The sequence below is a fragment of the Sediminibacterium sp. FW305-C-61 genome (assembly GCF_058231065.1).
Genome location: NZ_JBIQXR010000006.1, coordinates 92261 through 110258, shown reverse-complemented (window position 1 = coordinate 110258; position 17998 = coordinate 92261). Strand labels below are relative to the sequence as shown.

Sequence of the window (17998 nt, the reverse complement as noted above, 5' to 3'; positions counted from 1 at the left end):
ATTTTTTATCATGAAAAAAATCATATTTAATGCATTTTTTGTGGCAACCATTCTTCTGGTTTCCTGTCAGAAAGAAGTGACTGAAATAGTACCGCCTGATCGTTTGTCGTCGGATTTGGCTTTCAGCACAGCACAAAAGGCGGAAGCCTCTGTAATGGGAGCTTATAACGGACTGCAGGATGCAAATTTTCTTTCAGGAAGGGCATTGGTTTATGTTGATCTTTTAGGAAACGATATTTATGATCGTACCAATTTTTTTGGAGATATGCCTCGTTATAACCTGCTTTCCAATACCGGGTTTTCAGCAGGTTTATGGAATGCGGGTTATATTTCAATTGCCACTGCCAATCGTGCCATTGCAGGTATTGCGGCAAATTCTGGCGTAGTAAGTTCAGCAAAAGCAAAAGAATTGACTGCGGAATGTTTGTACGTACGTGCAGTCAGTAATTTTTATCTGGTGAACTTTTTTGCGCAGCCTTATAACTTTACGGCGGGTGCAACGCATTTGGGTATACCTATTGTTACAGAAAATTTCACCAGTAATGATCCTGCAGCTAATAAACCACGCGCCACAGTAGCCCAGGTTTATACATCCATCATTAGTGATTTAACGGCAGCTTTGGCAGATCTTCCCGCAACTTATGGAGCAGCCAATTCTTATGCATCCAAAACAAGGGCTACAAAAGCAGCGGCGGCGGCCTTATTGGCAAGGGTGCATTTGTATAAAGGTGATTTTGCAAATGCAAAATCTGTTAGTCTGAATATTATTAATGGACAATATGGAGCTTTTGCGTTAAACAGTTCTCCATCCGGTGCTTTTGGACCTGGTAATTACCAGACTGCTGAAACTATTTGGAGTATTCCTAATAGTACCACTGATAATCCTAATACCAATAATGCCTTACCGCAACATTATTTCCCGGGAGGAAGAGGTGATTTGGCAGTATCAAATACTTTTCGTGATATTACCACTAATACATATTTCGCGCTTGATGATAAGAGACGAAACATGATTATACCAGGCACTACTTCAGCTACAGCATCTAGCTTTTTCACCAATAAATACCCTGATATAGCCACGAGGTCAGACTGGTCTCCGGTACTTAGATATGCAGAAGTATTACTGACCTATGCCGAAGCTTCAGCACAGGTGGCAACAGGTATTGATGCGGATGCAATTACTAAATTAAACCTGGTACGTGATAGAGCCAGGGTAACTGCAGCGCCATACACAATTGCAAGTTTTACTTCAAAGACCGATCTGATAAATGCCATACTTGGAGAAAGAAGAATTGAACTGGCTTTTGAAGGGCATCGCTTTTGGGATATTATGCGACAGAAAGGAACCGTAACGAATAAATATGATGGTGATGGTGTTACCATATTACCAGCACAGGCATTCGGCGCAAATAAATCTATTCTGCCAATACCACAGGGAGAAGTGGATAAAAGCGCCGGAATCTTGGTTCAGAATCCGGGATACTAAGTGTCATGCTTTAACCCATGCATTTTACAAAAGAGCTGACCTATGGCAGCTCTTTTAAATAAAAGTCACTCAAATGGAACATGAATTAAAAAAACACCTGCATAATATTCTCAAAGAAGCAGGGAATCGGAAAAAGAATATCTGGAAACGACTCGGAGAAATACTGGTAGAAATTCTTATCATCGTTTTTGCCGTTTCATTCGCCGTTTATATGGAAAAGCAAAGGGAGCATGCACATGAAGAAAAGGAAGTAAAAGAATTTCTGATAGGATTAAAAACTGACCTCGAAAATGATATCAAGGAAATGACTGGAGATATATGGGGATATTCAACCTGTTCTACATGGCTGAAATACTTTGTAATGGAACAGCAGGTAAATAAAGATTCTTTAAATAAATACACCTGGGTTTTAATTAGTAAAACACATTTGCTGCCAAACAAGGGTAGGTATGAAGGATTTAAAGCCAGCGGGAAAATGAATACTATTCAAAACCATAAGCTAAGAAACAATATACTTGATTTGTATGAAGAGCGTATAGTAGGACTTACTAATGCCACTAAAGAATATATTGAACTAAAGGGTAAAATGCTGCAGTTATTATATGCTAAAAGAATGGGTATAGGCACAAAATCGGATAACCTGGTAATGGTTTTGAAAGATAATGAGCTTCGAAACTATCTCCTGGCCCTGGCCGATGTGGGAGAAATTATTCAGCGATACCAGTCTGCCATTAAAGAGGTAAAAGGTATTGTTCAAATTATTGATGAAATATATCCGGAGCATTAAAAGAGCCTACAATAAAAAAAGATGCTTATCAGCCTTGTTGATTTTCCAGTAATTGCTGGATAAATTCTTTATACCCTCTGCCAATAGGGATACTTTTGCCTGCAATTTCAACATCGGCGGCACTATAGGCATCTATTTTTTCCTTGGAAACAATAAAAGACCGATGAATTCTAAGAAAGCCATTCTTGCCTAATTCCTGTTCAAGGTAGGAAAGTTGGGTTTTGGTAATGATGGTTTTTCCGTTTGTAGTGAATATTTTCACATACTCTTTTAACCCTTCAATATATAAGATGTTTTCCAGGAGCACACGGATTCTCTTCTTATTGACATTAAAAAATATAGCAGGCTTTTCTGCGGGTAATACCTGCTGAGAAGGTGATGGGGCAGCGGGCTGATGCTGCAATTTGTTAACTGCCAGTAGAAAACGGTTGAATTCAATGGGCTTTAACAGGTAATCGAGTACACCAAGTTCAAACCCCTCTAAAGCATATTCGTGGTAGGCAGAAGTAATGATAATCTGGGGAGGGTTTTTGAGCATTTTTATAAATTCCATCCCTTTAATCTTAGGCATGTGGATATCCAGGAACATCAGATCTATTTTTTCTTTCTGGAGTATTTCCATGGCATATATCGCATCTGAACAAACGGCTACTTTATGTAAGAAGGGCACTTGTTGGATATAATCGCTGAGAATTTCAGCGGCAATTGGCTCATCTTCCACAATTATGGTATTATAACGTTGCATTCCTGGTTAGATTTATCGTAAGTATAATCTTAAATGAATGGGTGGTGACATCAATTTGTAAGTTGTGTTCAGTATATAAGAGTTCTAACTGTCGTTTTACATTCTTCAATCCAATTCTGTCAATTAGTTTTTCACTGGAATCAGGTTTTGAATTCTCTATAATAAATCTAAGAAAGCCATTTTTTAAAATAGTGCTAATCGAAATATAAGATTCAAACCTGGTTTCACTTATGCCATGTTTAAAGGCATTCTCTACAAATGGAATCAGGATCAATGGCGTAATCTGTTGCTGCTGATTGTCGATATCTTCGTGGTAAGTAATATTTAACCGGCTACCATATCGTAACTGCTCCAGTTCAATATAATCTTTTACCACTTTTAACTCATCAGATATATTAATAGATTGATGAGCCGTTTCGTAAAGCATAAACCTGAGTAGTTTGGAAAGCTTCATCACGATTTCAGCTGTGTCGTCTGATTTTTTTCTTGCTAAACCGTAAATATTATTCAGGGTATTAAATAGAAAATGCGGGTTAATCTGCGATTTCAGAAACATAAGTTCTGTGGCTAGTTTTTTCCTGGCTGTTTCTTCTTCCTTTTGCCTGATTTGTAAATTTAGTCGTACCAGTTTAAGGGCAATGGCAATACCACAGATAAATGAAAGTAAAAAGGCATTATAGAAAATGGAGGCAAACTTTATATTGGCAATTTCTTTCGCCGGTAATCCGTATATATTAGGTACTACAACTAAGTCGTTTAACAGAGTAAAGAGTAAAGTGCCTAAAATGATAAAACTGCCCGAAAAACCAAAGGTTTTCAAGCCACCCCATTTTTTTGCATTGAACTGGTCTACAGCATAGAATAAGGTATATACCAACGGAATTTTAATCGTAAGAAATACCAATTGCGCCTTTAGAGATACTAGAATAATTTCAGCCATTGAAACATTTTCTCCGGAAAGAGGATATGCACTAACATTTAGATAGGTTTTGAATGCTACATAAGCAATCCAGAATAATGTATGGTGCAGAATTCGTTGTTTCACAAAGCTTTCATTTAGGCTGACAAGGGCTTGTTTTTAAAATTCATGTAAATCAGTTAATTAATTCAACTAAATATACCAAATTCCAAAAACTATGTCTGAACGACTGATTTTGGTCTATGGGAAGAAAAGCTTCAAGCTGCGAGCTACAAGCTTCAAGCCATTATTTGCGGTTATTTTAAGCTTTCTACTATTGATGGAATAGGTAGTTAGGCCTGCGTTCGATATTTAAAATTAGCTGGTTAAAGAAATATTAGAATGGTGATGAAGTACTATCTGATATTAATCTTCATGATTTCAAGGTTTATCATGATAAATCCTGAAAATCATGAAAATCTGTGTTCCATCGTACGTGCGACTGGCAGCTTGAGGTTAAATTTCCCAGAACAGCAATGCCTTATAGTTGGAAAACACACAACTCAACACCTTACGGAATCGTTTGCGCGAATAGGCGGGCCAAATTTGGAGAAGATGGATAAATTCGTCATGTAAAGTTTTTGCATGCTAGTTTCTAAACGATTGCTTTGGGTTTTATTGTTGCTGCCATCTATGCTGTTGGCGCAGCATAAACAACGTTTAAATGAAGGCTGGGAATTCCTTCAACAAGATATTGGAAGTATTTGGGAGGCAGTCAGACCTGTTGTGAAGGGAGGGGCTGAAAGTGTGCCCATCTGGCAAAAAGTACAATTGCCCCATTGCGTAAATACGAAAGATGCTGTTTCTCCTGATAAACAGTATTACCAGGGACCATCCTGGTATAGAACAAATCTCACAATTTCAAATCCATACGAGAATGGCCGGACCATACTTCATTTTGAAGGGGCCGGACAAAAAACCAAAGTTTATGTGTACACAACCTTAATTGGTGAGCATGTGGGAGGGTATGATGAATTTAGTATGGATATTACTGAGGCAGTAAAAGCTTTTCAAACCAATCCGGTTTGCCAGAAACAATTTAATGGCGCTATCCCCATTTCAATACGTACCGATAATTCGAGAGATGTAGAAATGATTCCTTCCAGCCTCTCTGACTTTAATATTTACGGTGGAATTTATCGATACCTCAATCTGGAATACCTTCCAGCTACTTATACGGGCAAATTGTGGGTTGATACCAGAACTGATATTACCGGAGCAAATGCCCAATTGACTATCAGGACAAACCTACTTTCATTTGAGCAGAGAAAGAGTGCAAGTGCAAATATTCGACTCATAGATCCCAATGGAAAGCTGGTTAAGGAAGAAACAGTACAAATAGGAACCAATTTTCAGGAAATCCTAAAATGGAATATCCCTAAGACTGTATTATGGTCAACAGAAATACCAGCATTATATACCGTTGAACTTAAGATGAATCAGTATTTGCATACTGAGAAAATCGCCTTTCGACATGTTGAATTTGTAAAAAAAGGTCCCTTTAAATTAAATGGCAAAAGACTTTTATTACGAGGTACACATCGACATGAGGATCATGCAGGGGTGGGTGCTGCAATGACGGAGGATCAAATGAGAGAGGAGATGTTACTGATGAAAGAAATGGGGGTAAATTTTATTCGCCTCGGTCATTATCAGCAATCAGCAATTATACTCAATCTATGCGATAGCCTTGGAATATTGGTTTGGGAAGAAATACCCTGGTGCAGGGGAGGTGTAGGCGGAGAAATTTATCAGCAACAAGCAAAACGAATGTTGCGTAATATGATTGAGCAGCATTATAACCATCCTTCCATTATTATATGGGGACTTGGAAATGAAAATGACTGGCCGGGCGATTTTCCTGTTTTCGATACAGTAAAGATTAGAACCTTGATGAAAGAGTTGAATGATCTTTCACATAAGTTAGATCCATCCAGGAAAACCGCAATTAGACGTTGTGATTTTTGTAAAGATATTGTTGATGTTTATTCTCCCTCTATCTGGGCAGGATGGTACAGAGGAATTTATACCGATTATAAAAAAGCTTCTGAAACTGAAATGCAAAAAGTAGATCATTTTTTGCATGTTGAGTGGGGAGGTGACAGCCACGCAGGTCGCCATTCAGAGCAACCTGATAAAGGTTTGCAAGACATTAAAAGCACGGGTAAAACAGATGAAAGAGCCGGTGATGCCTCCCTGTATGGTGGTGCAGCAAGGGTTTCGAAAGACGGGGACTGGAGCGAATCATATATATGTAACCTGATAGACTGGCACCTTAAAGAACAGGAAACAATGGATTGGTTAACTGGAACAGCTCAGTGGCCTTTTAAGGATTTTTCTACTCCATTGAGACCTGATAATCCTGTTCCTTACGTGAATCAAAAAGGGGTAGTAGAAAGAGATTTTACAAAAAAGGAAAGTTATTACCTGTTTCAATCCTATTGGACAGAAAAACCAATGGCACATATTTATGGACATAGCTGGCCTGTTCGTTGGGGTAATGAGGGTGAGGAAAAAATGATTAAAGTCTATTCCAATTGTGATGAAGTAGAATTATTTGTTGACCAGAAAAGTTATGGGACTAAAAAAAGGAATAGCCAGGATTTTCCTGCTGCCGGTTTACGATGGAATGTTCCCCTAAGTCATGGACAGCATATTGCTTATGTTAAAGCAAAAAAACAACAAGTTGTGGTTACTGATACCATTCGATTCAATTATGTCACAACAAAATGGGGTAAGCCTGCAAAAGTAAAATTGGAAAAAATAGCATCAATCAATCAAAAAGATACCTACCAGGTGCTGCTGTTGGATGAAAAAGGAAATATTTGTCTCGACGCTGCCAATTGGGTACGTTTTGGTTTTACCGGAAAAGGAAGACTGCTGGATGATTTAGGTACTTCTAAAGGGTCATCCTATGTTCAATTATACAATGGGAGGGCTGTCATAAGTGTAGAAGCTTATAAAGGAGAGAGTGTATTGAGTGCAACCATCGAAAATTTTCCGGTTGCCATACTTCAATTATAATACAAGATGGAAATTGAATGAAACTTAAAAACTTAATATTATTTTCTTTACTGATAGTCTCATCAAAGATGATGGCTCAGGCAAGTATACAAACTTCCCTGTTCCAGGAAGTAAAGCAAGTATTAAGTAAGACCGTAAATGAAAACGCCAAATGGGCATTAACTCAGAAACCAGTAACCATTACAGCTTATACCTCATCAAGATCTGCTGGTGGAAAACATGATTTTTATAGTGAAGGAGATTATTGGTGGCCAAATCCCAAACATCCGGATAGTCCCTATATACAAAAAGATGGGATGACGAATCCCGATAATTTTGTTGAACACCGAAGGGTAATGATCAGGTTCAGTGAAATTGTCGGAAGCCTTGCCTCAGCTTATTTGCTTAACGACAATCCTGTATATGCAGATAAGATAATTGAACATTGTAAGGCATGGTTTATTGATACGGCTACCCGGATGAATCCGCATCTTTTATTTGCTCAAGCTATTAAAGGCAGGTATACCGGACGAGGAATCGGCATTATAGATGCTGTACATCTGATGGAAGTAGTACAGGCATTACTGCAGGTAGAGAAAAAATCACCTATTAAATACCGGGCTGAATTTGTTGAAATACGGAACTGGTTTCAACAGTTCTTACAATGGCTAACCACGCACCAGTATGGGAAAGATGAAATGAATGCTGCAAATAACCACGGCACTTGCTGGGTAATGCAGGTTGCAGCATTTGCAAAGTTTACCGGAAATAAGGAAGTTCAAAATTTTTGCCGGGAACGATATAAAACAGTGCTCTTACCCAGACAGATGGCGGCAGATGGTAGCTTCCCGCTTGAATTGCGAAGAACAAAACCCTATGGCTACGCAATTTTTAATTTAGATGCGATGGCTACCATCTGCCAGATTCTTTCAACAGACGGCGATAATCTATGGAATTACAAAACTGAAACAGGCCAGTCTATTTATAAAGGGATTGAATTTTTGTTTCCCTATATTACTGATAAAACAAAATGGCCATTTCCTAAAGATGTTATGTATTGGAATAACTGGCCGGTAGCTCAACCATTCCTTGTTTTCGGAGCACTGGCAAATCAGAAAAGTGAGTGGTTAGATATATGGAAAAAATTGGATCACCAACCATCAACAGAAGAAGTTATCAGGAATTTACCTGTAAGAAACCCTTTAATATGGTATTAATTAAAATAACAGTATGCAAATGAAAAAGTACATCATTGTAGCTGCCCTGCTTTTATCTCTGCAGGGAATGGCGCAGTTGAATATCAGTCAGGTCTTTAGTGATGCGGAAAAACAAACAAAAGTATTATTGGATGAACTTGTTTTGGTGAATAAAAACAGGACTGAACCGTTTACTCCACGGACGGTAGAAAATGGGGCATTAAAAGCTATTTCTTCGCGCGACTGGACAAGTGGTTTTTTTCCGGGAGAATTGTGGTATTTATTTGAATATACAGGTGATCAAAAATGGATGGACCTGGCAAAAATGTACACTGCTCCACTCGAAAAGGAAAAAACAAATGCAGGTACACACGATATGGGTTTTAAAGTTTATTGTAGTGTAGGTAATGCATATCGGATTTCAAAAGATCCGCATTATAAAGAAGTTGTAATAGAAGCAGCAAAAACACTTTGCAAAAGATTCAATAAAACCGCAGGTGTTATACGTTCATGGGATCATAATAGAAATGTTTGGGATTATCCGGTAATCATAGACAATATGATGAACCTTGAACTATTGTTTGCAGCAACTGAATTAACCGGAGATTCTTCCTTTTATAAAATAGCAGTTACACATGCAAACACAACTATGAAAAATCATTTCAGAAATGATTTCAGTACTTTTCATGTGGTAGATTATGATACTACAAACGGTACGATCCGTCAAAAAGATACCCACCAGGGTTATGCGAGAGAGTCTGCCTGGGCCAGGGGACAAGCATGGGCTGTTTATGGATATACCATGGCATACAGGTTTACAAAAGATGCCCGTTATCTTTTGCAAGCTGAAAAAGCGGCTGATTTTATGTTGAAACACCCTCGTTTGCCGAAAGACATGATTCCGTATTGGGATTTTGATGCACCCAATATTCCCAACGAGCCAAGAGACGCATCATCAGCCGCAGTGCTGGCTTCGGCTTTATATGAATTAAGTGGTTACAGCAAATCAGGAAAACTATATAAAAGTAAAGCTGATCTTATACTTACATCACTTACCAATCATTACCGGTCTCCGATTGGAGAAAATAAAGGGTTTTTGCTGATACATAGCACCGGTGCAAAACCAGCAAACAGTGAAGTTGATGTGCCCATTTGTTATGCAGATTACTATTACCTGGAAGCTTTGTTGAGAAAACAAAAAATGAAAAAATAAGTCCTGTTATTCAGTTGAGCGTCTGCTGATAATGGTTGAAGGAAAACTTTGTTTTTTTTCACTTTTCAGGAGCGGCTTCTTTTCAATAAGTTTAAATAAAACGGCCGTAGCTTCTTTGCCGATTTCTCTTGCCGGTTGGATAATTGTAGAGAGAGAGGGAGAGAATAAAGATGCTGCAGGTAAATTTGAAAAGCCAATAACTTTTAGTTTGTCGGGTATTTCAATATTGAGTTCCCGGCAAACTTCATAAGTATTAATGGCTAGTTTTTCAACAGCCGCAAATACAGCATCTGGTTTTTTCTTTCCTTTGAGTAATTGCGTAATTATTTTTCTGTTAGCCTGGTCTTCTGTTCCACACTCAATGATCATTGCTTCCTCAGCTAACCCTTTTTTCTGTAAAGCATTGATATAACCAATTTTCCGGTGATTGCTGATGGATAGTTGTTCAGACATTGATAAATAAGCAATACGCTTACAACCCTTTTCCAGTAAATGGGCTGTAGCCATTTCAGCAGATTGCTGGTCGTCTGTTGTAACTTTTGGTACATCAATCGATTCTGCAACCCTGTCGAAACAAACCAGCGGTAGACCGGTATCAGCCAATTCTTTTATATGCTGAAAATCTTTGGTAGTATTCGATACAGAAATCATAAAACCATCCACTCTTCCATTACGCAGCACTTTTAAAATCTCTTTTTCTTTATTATAATCTTCATTTGTAAGATAAATCAACACATGGTAATGCTTCTTTTGTGCAATCTCTTCAACACCCTTCATAGCCTGTGAAAAAAAATGGTTCTCTATTTCAGGGATAATTACAGCGATTGTTTTGCTTTTACTCTGCCTCAGACTACTGGCATAAGCATTTGGAATAAATCCTAATTTTTCGGCAAGATCTTTCACTTTTTTCTGTGTCTCTAAACTGATCTCATGACTTCCCCTCAACGCACGGGAAATAGTGGAAGTAGAAACATTCAATTCCTTAGCGAGTGTCTTGAGTGTAACTTGATCCATGTAATATTAGTTTAGTACTGTACCTGCCTGTAAATATCGTACACGATTGCGTGAAAAAAAATTCAATAGATGTATGTAGCCTTGAAAAAAAAGTACAAATTACTGTCAAATCGTTTAATAACCTGAACCTATTACACATATATGAATTATCATTTTGAACAAACAATGAGGTGGTTTGGTCCTAAAGATCCTGTTAGTCTGTCAGATTTATTACAGGCAGGATGTAAAGGTGTGGTTACTGCGTTACACCATATACCCAATGGGGAGGTATGGGAAATAGATGCTATTGTGGAACGAAAAAACCTCATTGAACAAGCTGGCTTAAAATGGTCCGTGGTAGAAAGTGTTCCAGTGCATGAAGCAATTAAAACGCAAAAAGGTAATTTTCACCGATATATTGAAAATTACCAGAAATCCATACAAAACCTCGGTTTATGCGGTATTGATACGGTTACCTATAATTTTATGCCAGTGCTGGATTGGACCAGGACCGACTTAAGTTTTACCTGTTCGGATGGTAGCAAGGCCCTGCGTTTTGAAAAAGCAGCGGTAGCAGCTTTTGATCTGTGGATACTGAAAAGACCTGGAGCTGAAAAAGATTACACCGAAGAGGAGATTGCGAAGGCAAATAAAAGATTCGAATCAATGTCTGAATCAGAAAAAAAGATATTGCAGCAAAACATTATTGCTGGCTTACCCGGAAGTGAAGAAAGCTTTACTGTAGAACAGTTTCAGCAAGCACTTGATCAGTATAAAGGCATTGATGAGCAGGTATTACAACATAACCTGATCTATTTTCAGTCATGTATTGCACCTGTTGCAGAAAAAGCAAGGGTTAAACTGGCGATTCATCCGGATGATCCTCCTTTTCCGATCTTCGGTCTGCCAAGGGTTGTAAGTACAGCAGCGCATTTGAATCTACTTTTTCAAAAAACACCTATTGAGGCCAATGGTATTTGTTTTTGTACCGGATCTTTTGGTGTAAGACAAGATAATGATCTCCCGGCTATGGTAAATGAGTTTGCTGGAAGAATACATTTTGTTCACCTTCGCAGTACAAAAAGAGATGACGAGGGGAATTTTTATGAAGATAACCATCTTGAAGGAGATGTTGATATGTATCAGGTAATGAAGCATCTGGTGTGTTTGATGCAGGAATATAAACGTAATTTACCCATGCGACCAGATCATGGACATCAAATGTTGGACGATTTGAATAAGAAAACAAATCCGGGTTATTCCGCTATCGGTAGACTAAAAGGATTGGCTGAATTACGCGGATTAGAAGTTGGAATTTATAAAAGCTTTCATGGTCAATAGTGCTTTTTTAAAAAGATTTGGGCTTTTCTGCTTGCTGACTGTTGTTTTACTAACAGTACATGTACAATTATTGTTTGCTCAGAATACCATAGGCATTCCCACCATTATCAATTACAGTCGACAGATGTATGGTGCCGGTAACCAGAATTCCAATATTGTACAGGATAGTAGCGGGGTGGTTTTTTTCGCCAATAACCTTGGGGTATTAAGTTTTGATGGCACCTACTGGAAAACCTATCCCTTACCAAATAAAACGGTAGTTCGCTCCCTTGCTATAGGGCCAGACAATAAACTATATGTTGGTGGACAGGAAGAGTTTGGGTTTTTTGCTCCATCCAATAAAGGTGAATTGGTGTATACTTCACTGAAAACATTACTCTCTAAAGCTGATTACGATTTTGCGGATGTTTGGAATGTATCTGTATTCAGAGAAAAGGTATTCTTCAGATCTAACAGAAGATTATTCGAATACGATGGTAAAAAAATTAAAGTACACTCAAATAAAAACTGGATCTTTTTAGGTGGAACTAACAGGGAATTGCTTGCTTATGAACATGATCTTGGACTGGTATCCTACATCAATGGCGAATGGATTCCAAGGATACGTCATGGGGCATTACCATATCAGGCATTGCCAAGAGCTGCTTTGCAGATTGGGAAAGATAGTATACTACTGCCTACCGTGTTCAGCGGTATTTACCTGATTCATGGTGATACGATCTCAAAATTTAGTACACCGGATATTGAAGTTATTGCTAAAAAGAATATCTCCGGAGCATGTATGCTGGGTGATGGTAAAATTGCCATCACCACTAATATCGGAGGTTGTTATGTAATCAATAAAAAAGGACAATTCATTCTGGGTTATACAAAAGATGAGGGAATACAGAACCACAATATTCTTTCCTGCTTTCTGGATAAAGACAAAAATCTATGGTTTGGCCTCGACAATGGCATTGACCTTGTTGTGAATAGTAATGCCATCAAACATATATTTCCCGACCAGGCTGAACGTAATGCCGGGTATACTTCCATATTACACGATGGCTATATTTATTTTGGTTTGTCCACAGGAGTGTACAGGGTAAAATACAATACACAGGAAAAGATTGATATCAGCATGCTGAAATCAAGATTCGAGTTTGTAGAAAATACAGGTGGTCAGGTCTGGGCACTCTCTGCTATAAACGGATCGCTGTTTGTTGGGCATAATAAAGGAGCTTACCTGATTAGCGGCAATAGAGCGCTTGCTATTGATGACCAGACTTCAGGATACTGGCGATTTCAGCCATTGATGCCTAATCAGGTAAGTTCAACTATTGTAGCCGGTAATTATAATGGGATCAACCTTTTTTATCAGCAAAATGGGAACATCATTAATCCTAACATAGCCGCAAAATTTGAATCAGCGCGCTTTGTGGTAATTCATAACAATGAAATCTGGAATGCACACCCCTACAAAGGGTTATATAAAGTTCATTTCGACGCGCAAAAAAAACCTGTTGTTACAAAATATGTTGACACAAAAAAAATACTATCCACCAATCATAATAAAATTTTCAAGTTAGGTGAAAGCATGGTGCTTACTACCGATAATGGTATTTTTGAGTATGATAATACGAAGCGTGATTTTGTAAGATCTGATCGCCTGGAAAAAATATTTGCAGGTAGGTTGGTTAGTTATCTCAAGCAGGATAAAAAAGGAAATATCTGGTTCTGCCTGGGAAAGAGGTTAGGTGTTGTAGACATGAGTGCCTCGAAACCAAGAATGATATTCATCACGGAAATTGATGATAAGGTGATGGCTAACGGATTCGAGGAAATTAATATCATTGATAGTGCGAATATTATTGTTGCTGCCGAAAAAGGGTTTTTCCATATAAATTATGCACAGTATAAGGATAATAGAATTCCACTCAAAGTATTGGTGCGTTCAGTAACAAGCAATGACCAACAAGCTGGACTAGTATATGGTGGTTATAGTAATTTGACTGAATTACCCGGAATCGCTTATAAAAATAATTCGGTACGTTTTGAGTTCTCCTCTGTGTTGTATGGAAGAAAAGAAAATTTAGAGTATAGTGTTTACCTCAAAGGGTTTGATAAGGGGTGGTCTGGTTGGACAAAAAGAACGGATAAAGATTATACGAATCTGCCGGCAGGTGATTATGTATTTCAAGTAAAAAGCCGGAATAATATCGACAGCGAATCACCGGTTTCAATTTTCAAGTTTAGGATATTGGCACCCTGGTACCAAACCTGGTGGGCCTATCTTTTGTTTACCGGATTTGGTTTTGGGGTGCTTTACTTTTTTTATAAAAGGCAGCAGGAGAAATACCGAAAATTACAGGCTCAGAAATTGCAAGAACAGAAACGAAAATATGCAGAAGAACAGGAACAGTTAAAGTATCGGCATCAATTCGAAATGGAAAAAAATGAGAAAGAAATCATTCGTTTGAAAAATGAAAAACTGCAATCTGAAGTAAGTCATAAAAATGCAGAACTGGCATCTTCAGCCATGAGCCTGGTACGAAAAATGGAAATTCTGTCGAAATTGAAAGAAGATCTGGTTCAGTATAAAAAAATGCCAGACCGGGATAAGGGGAACAAGGAATTTCAAAAGATCATTAAATTGATAGATACCGAACTAAATCCCGCAGAGGAATGGGAGAAATTTTCGATCCATTTTGATACTGTTCATGCCAATTACCTGAAAAAATTACGGGAAACCTGTCCTGAAGTAACTTCTACTGAACTGAAACTTGCAGCATACCTAAGACTTAACCTTTCTACGAAAGAGATCGCGCAACTACTGAATATATCGGTGAGAGGGGTGGAAACCAGCAGATACCGACTTCGCAAAAAGCTTGGTTTGCCAAACGAGATAAACCTTACCGACTACCTGATCCGTCTGGCTGAGTCGGACTCCGAAGCCTGAATTTTAGAGGAATACCTGCGAAAAAAAAGCAAGATTTTTGCCTTTTTTGGCTGGTGTAGTGAATTTATTTTCTAATTAATTGATAATCAATAACATTTTTTCTTTTTGCAGTAGTTTTGACGTAGTGTTTTTTTTGGCTTTAGAGGTGATATTCGAGCAATTTTGAGTCAACAATCAAAACAATTGCCATATGAATGTCCAAGCCATGCGCTTTAGACCACGTAGCCAGTGGTTCATGCGAAGCTCATTTCCCCTCCTTTTTTTAATACTCCAATTTGCTGCTGTTTCGCTTTTCGGACAGTCATCGAAGGTTACCGGAACGGTTCTCGATTCCAGTCGATCCCCAATGGCGGGGGTTACGGTACTCCTAAAAGGTACTGGTACCTATGCCACAACGGATAACAAGGGCCTTTTTACAATCAATGCTCCTTTAGGCGGAACCCTCAGTTTTTCTTACACAGGTTACCTGACCCGGGAAGAAAAAATTACTGCCAACCTGAAAATGGAAGTGGTGCTTTTTGAAAACCCCAACTCATTAGAAAATGTAGTAGTAGTAGGATATGGTAGTCAACGTAAGGCTAATTTAAGTGGTGCAGTAGCTCAGGTATCTGGAAAGGACCTGATCAACAGACCAGTGCCAAATGTAACTGGCGCATTACAGGGTGTATTACCCGGTGTAACGGTTTTACGTGGTAGTGGTAAACCTGGGGAAGAAGGCTACGGAATTCGAATAAGAGGATTTTCTTCTTCCAATGCAGCATCGGCACTGGTATTGGTGGATGGTATGGAGCAAGACCTGAATCTGATCGATCCGAATGATATCGAATCAATTTCAGTTTTGAAAGATGCATCTGCATCTGCAATTTATGGTGCGAGAGCAGCATCGGGTGTAATCCTGGTAACTACCAAACAAGGTGTTGCAGGTAAAACAAGGGTAAACGTAAGCAGCTACTATGGCTTGAATATTACAGCCCGCCAGCCTGAACGATTGAATTCTTGGGATGAACAAACCCTGATTGATGAAGCAAGATTTAATGCTACCGGTACTAGGGAATTCAACGCAGAACAACACGAATGGTTAAGAAATCCGAATTTTTCTTACAGACCGAATCCTAATTCAGACAGATGGGAATACTTTGGTAACACCAATTGGATAAAAGAGGGTATGAGTAAAATTAACCACATGCAGAACCATAGTGTTTCTGTAAGTGGTGGAGAGAGAAATACCACTTATTTGCTCTCAACCAGCTATTACAAAAGAGATGGTGTGCTTAGGTTTGGACCAGATGATAACTCCCGCTATAATATCAAACTAAATGTAAATACTGAATTAAGTAAGTATGTAAGTCTGAAATTAACTGCAGGATATATTGGCTCATTTGTACGTGAAAATTCATTCGGCACTGAACAAATCATCAACAGAATGTATAGAAGTCGTACACGCCAAAACCTGTACACTCCTGCTGAAGATGTTACAGGTCAGCCTTATAATGGTGATTTACAAATTAACCCGATTGATATTCAAAAGAATGCCGGATTAGAAACAAGGGATTATGAAACTTTTACCGGAAGGGTTAATCTTCAGGTAAAGAATGTAGTGAAAGGACTTACACTAGATGTAATTGCCTGGAGAAACCAGAACAATTACAATATGGAAAATAATAGTCGCTCCATATTCTGGTATGGCAGATCAACCAATACCATCAGGTTCCAGATAAATGCGCCAAACAGAATGACCCTTACCAAGAATAAGGCTTATCAGAATAATGCACAGGCATTTCTTACTTATAAATTTAAAGTAAAAGATCATGCATTCACCATTATGCAGGGTGGACAGTATGAAGAATACAGAAAAGATGAGTTACAGGCATCTGCGCAAAGCATGATCAATAACACATTCTTCAGCATGAACTTTGCTGATCCACTTACCAAAACAACCCGTGATGTGGTGCAAACATGGGCATTGGGTTCTGCATTTGGTAGGCTGAATTATAGTTTTAAAGATCGATACCTTTTTGAAGCTTCTTACAGATATGATGGTAGTTCAAGACTAGCGCCTCAAAACCGTTGGCAAATGTTCCCATCTTTCTCAGCAGCATGGAAATTTACAAGCGAGAAGTTTATGGAAAAACTAAGCTTCCTGAATAGTGGTAAACTGAGGTTATCGTGGGGACAATTAGGTAATGGATCGGTGCTTGGTTTATACGATTATATTCCGTTGCTGAACAGTGGTATAACGGGTACCAATAATATCGTTTTCAACGGTGTGCGTACACAATATATTTATCAATCTGCACTGGCATCTCCCAACAAAACCTGGGAAACCGTTCAGCAGTCTAATATTGGTATAGACTTGAGTTTATTGAGAAACAGGCTAAGTATCACCACAGATTATTATGTGAAGCGTAACAAGAATATGCTCGCAACCTTAAACCTGCCTAATATCATCGGCGTAAATGTACCACCATTGAATGTGGGTGAATTAAAAAGCTGGGGTTGGGAATTTGATGTGAAATGGAGAGATAAAGTTGGACGCGTAGATTACCGTGTTGGCTTTAATATTTCTGATAACCAGAACAAACTGGTAAAATACAATGGAGTAAACTCTATCGGTAATGGAGGTGTTGTAGGCTTGTTGGAAGGCTATCCGCTTAATAGTGTATGGGGATATAAAACAGGTGGATATTTTCCAACTGCACAAGCTGCCAACGATTATAAAACATCTGTATCTTATCCATTTTTCGCCAACTATACTGCAGGCGATATGAAATACCTTGACCTTAATAAGGATGGTATCATTAGTCCGGGTGAAGGTACCCCAGATAAATCTGGTGACCTTGTTTACCTGGGTACAACAAATGCCAGATATACTTATGGCTTAGACCTGGGGCTTTCATGGAATGGATTTGATTTCTCTGCATTCCTGCAGGGAGCATTCTCCAGAAAATTCCTGATCGATGAAGGAACACTTTCTCCAATATTAGGAACAGCGGATATGCCATGGACCATTCATATGGATCGTTGGACGCCGGATAACCTTAATTCATTTTTTCCAAGGATGTACCAAACCAGTGCACATAATTTCAGGCCTTCTGATAAATGGGTACAGAACGGTGCTTACCTGCGTCTGAAAAATGTTCAGATAGGTTATACAATTCCATTTAAGAAAAATATCGTGCGTGAAATGAAAGTGTATATCTCTGGTCAGGATCTATGGGAAACAACCAAAGTGCTGAGAGTATTTGATCCGGAAGTTGGTAATGGAGCAAGTGCAACCGACTATCCTTTTTACCGCACAGTAGCATTCGGTGTTAATATTTCACTTTAATCAATTACTA

General features: G+C 38.6%; 11 protein-coding genes. 8 read left to right on the top strand and 3 right to left on the bottom strand.

Going from position 1 to position 17998, the window contains the following annotated elements:
- Positions 1–10 precede the first annotated feature (10 nt).
- Complete coding sequence (locus ACH30E_RS15025; RefSeq protein WP_490825481.1) at positions 11–1486, top strand: RagB/SusD family nutrient uptake outer membrane protein; 1476 nt, start codon at positions 11–13, stop codon at positions 1484–1486.
- A gap of 73 nt (positions 1487–1559) precedes the next feature.
- Entirely contained in the window at positions 1560–2273 is a 714-nt protein-coding gene (locus ACH30E_RS15020; RefSeq protein ID WP_490825480.1) for a hypothetical protein, read from the top strand.
- Positions 2274–2301: 28 nt separating this feature from the next.
- Here ACH30E_RS15020 and ACH30E_RS15015 read toward each other — a convergent pair whose 3' ends face one another.
- Complete coding sequence (locus ACH30E_RS15015; RefSeq protein WP_294996615.1) at positions 2302–3018, bottom strand: LytR/AlgR family response regulator transcription factor; 717 nt, start codon at positions 3016–3018, stop codon at positions 2302–2304.
- A complete protein-coding gene (locus ACH30E_RS15010; RefSeq protein ID WP_490825479.1) occupies positions 3005–4063 on the bottom strand; it encodes a sensor histidine kinase in 1059 nt (352 codons plus the stop codon). Before ACH30E_RS15010 ends, ACH30E_RS15015 begins: the two co-directional genes overlap by 14 nt.
- A gap of 498 nt (positions 4064–4561) precedes the next feature.
- Here ACH30E_RS15010 and ACH30E_RS15005 point away from each other — a divergent pair, with 498 nt between their 5' ends.
- The 3 genes from ACH30E_RS15005 to ACH30E_RS14995 are packed head-to-tail and all read left to right on the top strand — an operon-like array spanning position 4562 to position 9388.
- Positions 4562–7000 (top strand): glycoside hydrolase family 2 TIM barrel-domain containing protein, encoded by a 2439-nt coding sequence (locus tag ACH30E_RS15005; protein WP_490825478.1) that lies wholly within the window; start codon positions 4562–4564, stop codon positions 6998–7000.
- A 17-nt stretch (positions 7001–7017) separates the two neighbouring features.
- The gene (locus ACH30E_RS15000; protein WP_490825477.1) at positions 7018–8196 is read left to right on the top strand and encodes an alginate lyase family protein; all 1179 of its coding nucleotides are present in this window, start codon (positions 7018–7020) and stop codon (positions 8194–8196) included.
- A gap of 19 nt (positions 8197–8215) precedes the next feature.
- Positions 8216–9388 (top strand): glycoside hydrolase family 88 protein, encoded by a 1173-nt coding sequence (locus ACH30E_RS14995; RefSeq protein WP_490825476.1) that lies wholly within the window; start codon positions 8216–8218, stop codon positions 9386–9388.
- A 6-nt stretch (positions 9389–9394) separates the two neighbouring features.
- Here ACH30E_RS14995 and ACH30E_RS14990 read toward each other — a convergent pair whose 3' ends face one another.
- Positions 9395–10402 (bottom strand): LacI family DNA-binding transcriptional regulator, encoded by a 1008-nt coding sequence (locus ACH30E_RS14990; protein ID WP_490825475.1) that lies wholly within the window; start codon positions 10400–10402, stop codon positions 9395–9397.
- Between the two features lie 141 nt (positions 10403–10543).
- On the opposite strand from ACH30E_RS14990, the gene uxuA reads away from it, so the two are divergent.
- The 3 genes from uxuA (at position 10544) to ACH30E_RS14975 (ending at position 17988) form a co-directional block, all read left to right on the top strand.
- Positions 10544–11722: a mannonate dehydratase gene (uxuA, locus tag ACH30E_RS14985; protein ID WP_490825474.1), complete on the top strand. Its 1179-nt coding sequence runs from the start codon at positions 10544–10546 to the stop codon at positions 11720–11722.
- Positions 11712–14660 (top strand): triple tyrosine motif-containing protein, encoded by a 2949-nt coding sequence (locus ACH30E_RS14980; RefSeq protein WP_490825473.1) that lies wholly within the window; start codon positions 11712–11714, stop codon positions 14658–14660. The genes uxuA and ACH30E_RS14980 overlap by 11 nt, the downstream gene beginning before the upstream one ends.
- A gap of 190 nt (positions 14661–14850) precedes the next feature.
- Positions 14851–17988, top strand: coding sequence for a SusC/RagA family TonB-linked outer membrane protein (locus ACH30E_RS14975; protein ID WP_490825472.1), 3138 nt, complete (start codon positions 14851–14853; stop codon positions 17986–17988).
- The last annotated feature ends 10 nt before the right edge of the window (positions 17989–17998 follow it).

What these genes read in the sequence shown, in the direction of transcription:
- ACH30E_RS14990 (WP_490825475.1), bottom strand. Translation starts at nt 10,402, where the DNA reads ATGGATCAAGTTACACTCAAGACACTCGCTAAGGAATTGAATGTTTCT.
- ACH30E_RS15000 (WP_490825477.1), top strand. Translation starts at nt 7,018, where the DNA reads ATGAAACTTAAAAACTTAATATTATTTTCTTTACTGATAGTCTCATCA.
- uxuA (WP_490825474.1), top strand. Translation starts at nt 10,544, where the DNA reads ATGAATTATCATTTTGAACAAACAATGAGGTGGTTTGGTCCTAAAGAT.
- ACH30E_RS15005 (WP_490825478.1), top strand. Translation starts at nt 4,562, where the DNA reads ATGCTAGTTTCTAAACGATTGCTTTGGGTTTTATTGTTGCTGCCATCT.
- ACH30E_RS14980 (WP_490825473.1), top strand. Translation starts at nt 11,712, where the DNA reads ATGGTCAATAGTGCTTTTTTAAAAAGATTTGGGCTTTTCTGCTTGCTG.
- ACH30E_RS15025 (WP_490825481.1), top strand. Translation starts at nt 11, where the DNA reads ATGAAAAAAATCATATTTAATGCATTTTTTGTGGCAACCATTCTTCTG.
- ACH30E_RS15015 (WP_294996615.1), bottom strand. Translation starts at nt 3,018, where the DNA reads ATGCAACGTTATAATACCATAATTGTGGAAGATGAGCCAATTGCCGCT.
- ACH30E_RS15020 (WP_490825480.1), top strand. Translation starts at nt 1,560, where the DNA reads ATGGAACATGAATTAAAAAAACACCTGCATAATATTCTCAAAGAAGCA.
- ACH30E_RS14995 (WP_490825476.1), top strand. Translation starts at nt 8,216, where the DNA reads ATGAAAAAGTACATCATTGTAGCTGCCCTGCTTTTATCTCTGCAGGGA.
- ACH30E_RS14975 (WP_490825472.1), top strand. Translation starts at nt 14,851, where the DNA reads ATGAATGTCCAAGCCATGCGCTTTAGACCACGTAGCCAGTGGTTCATG.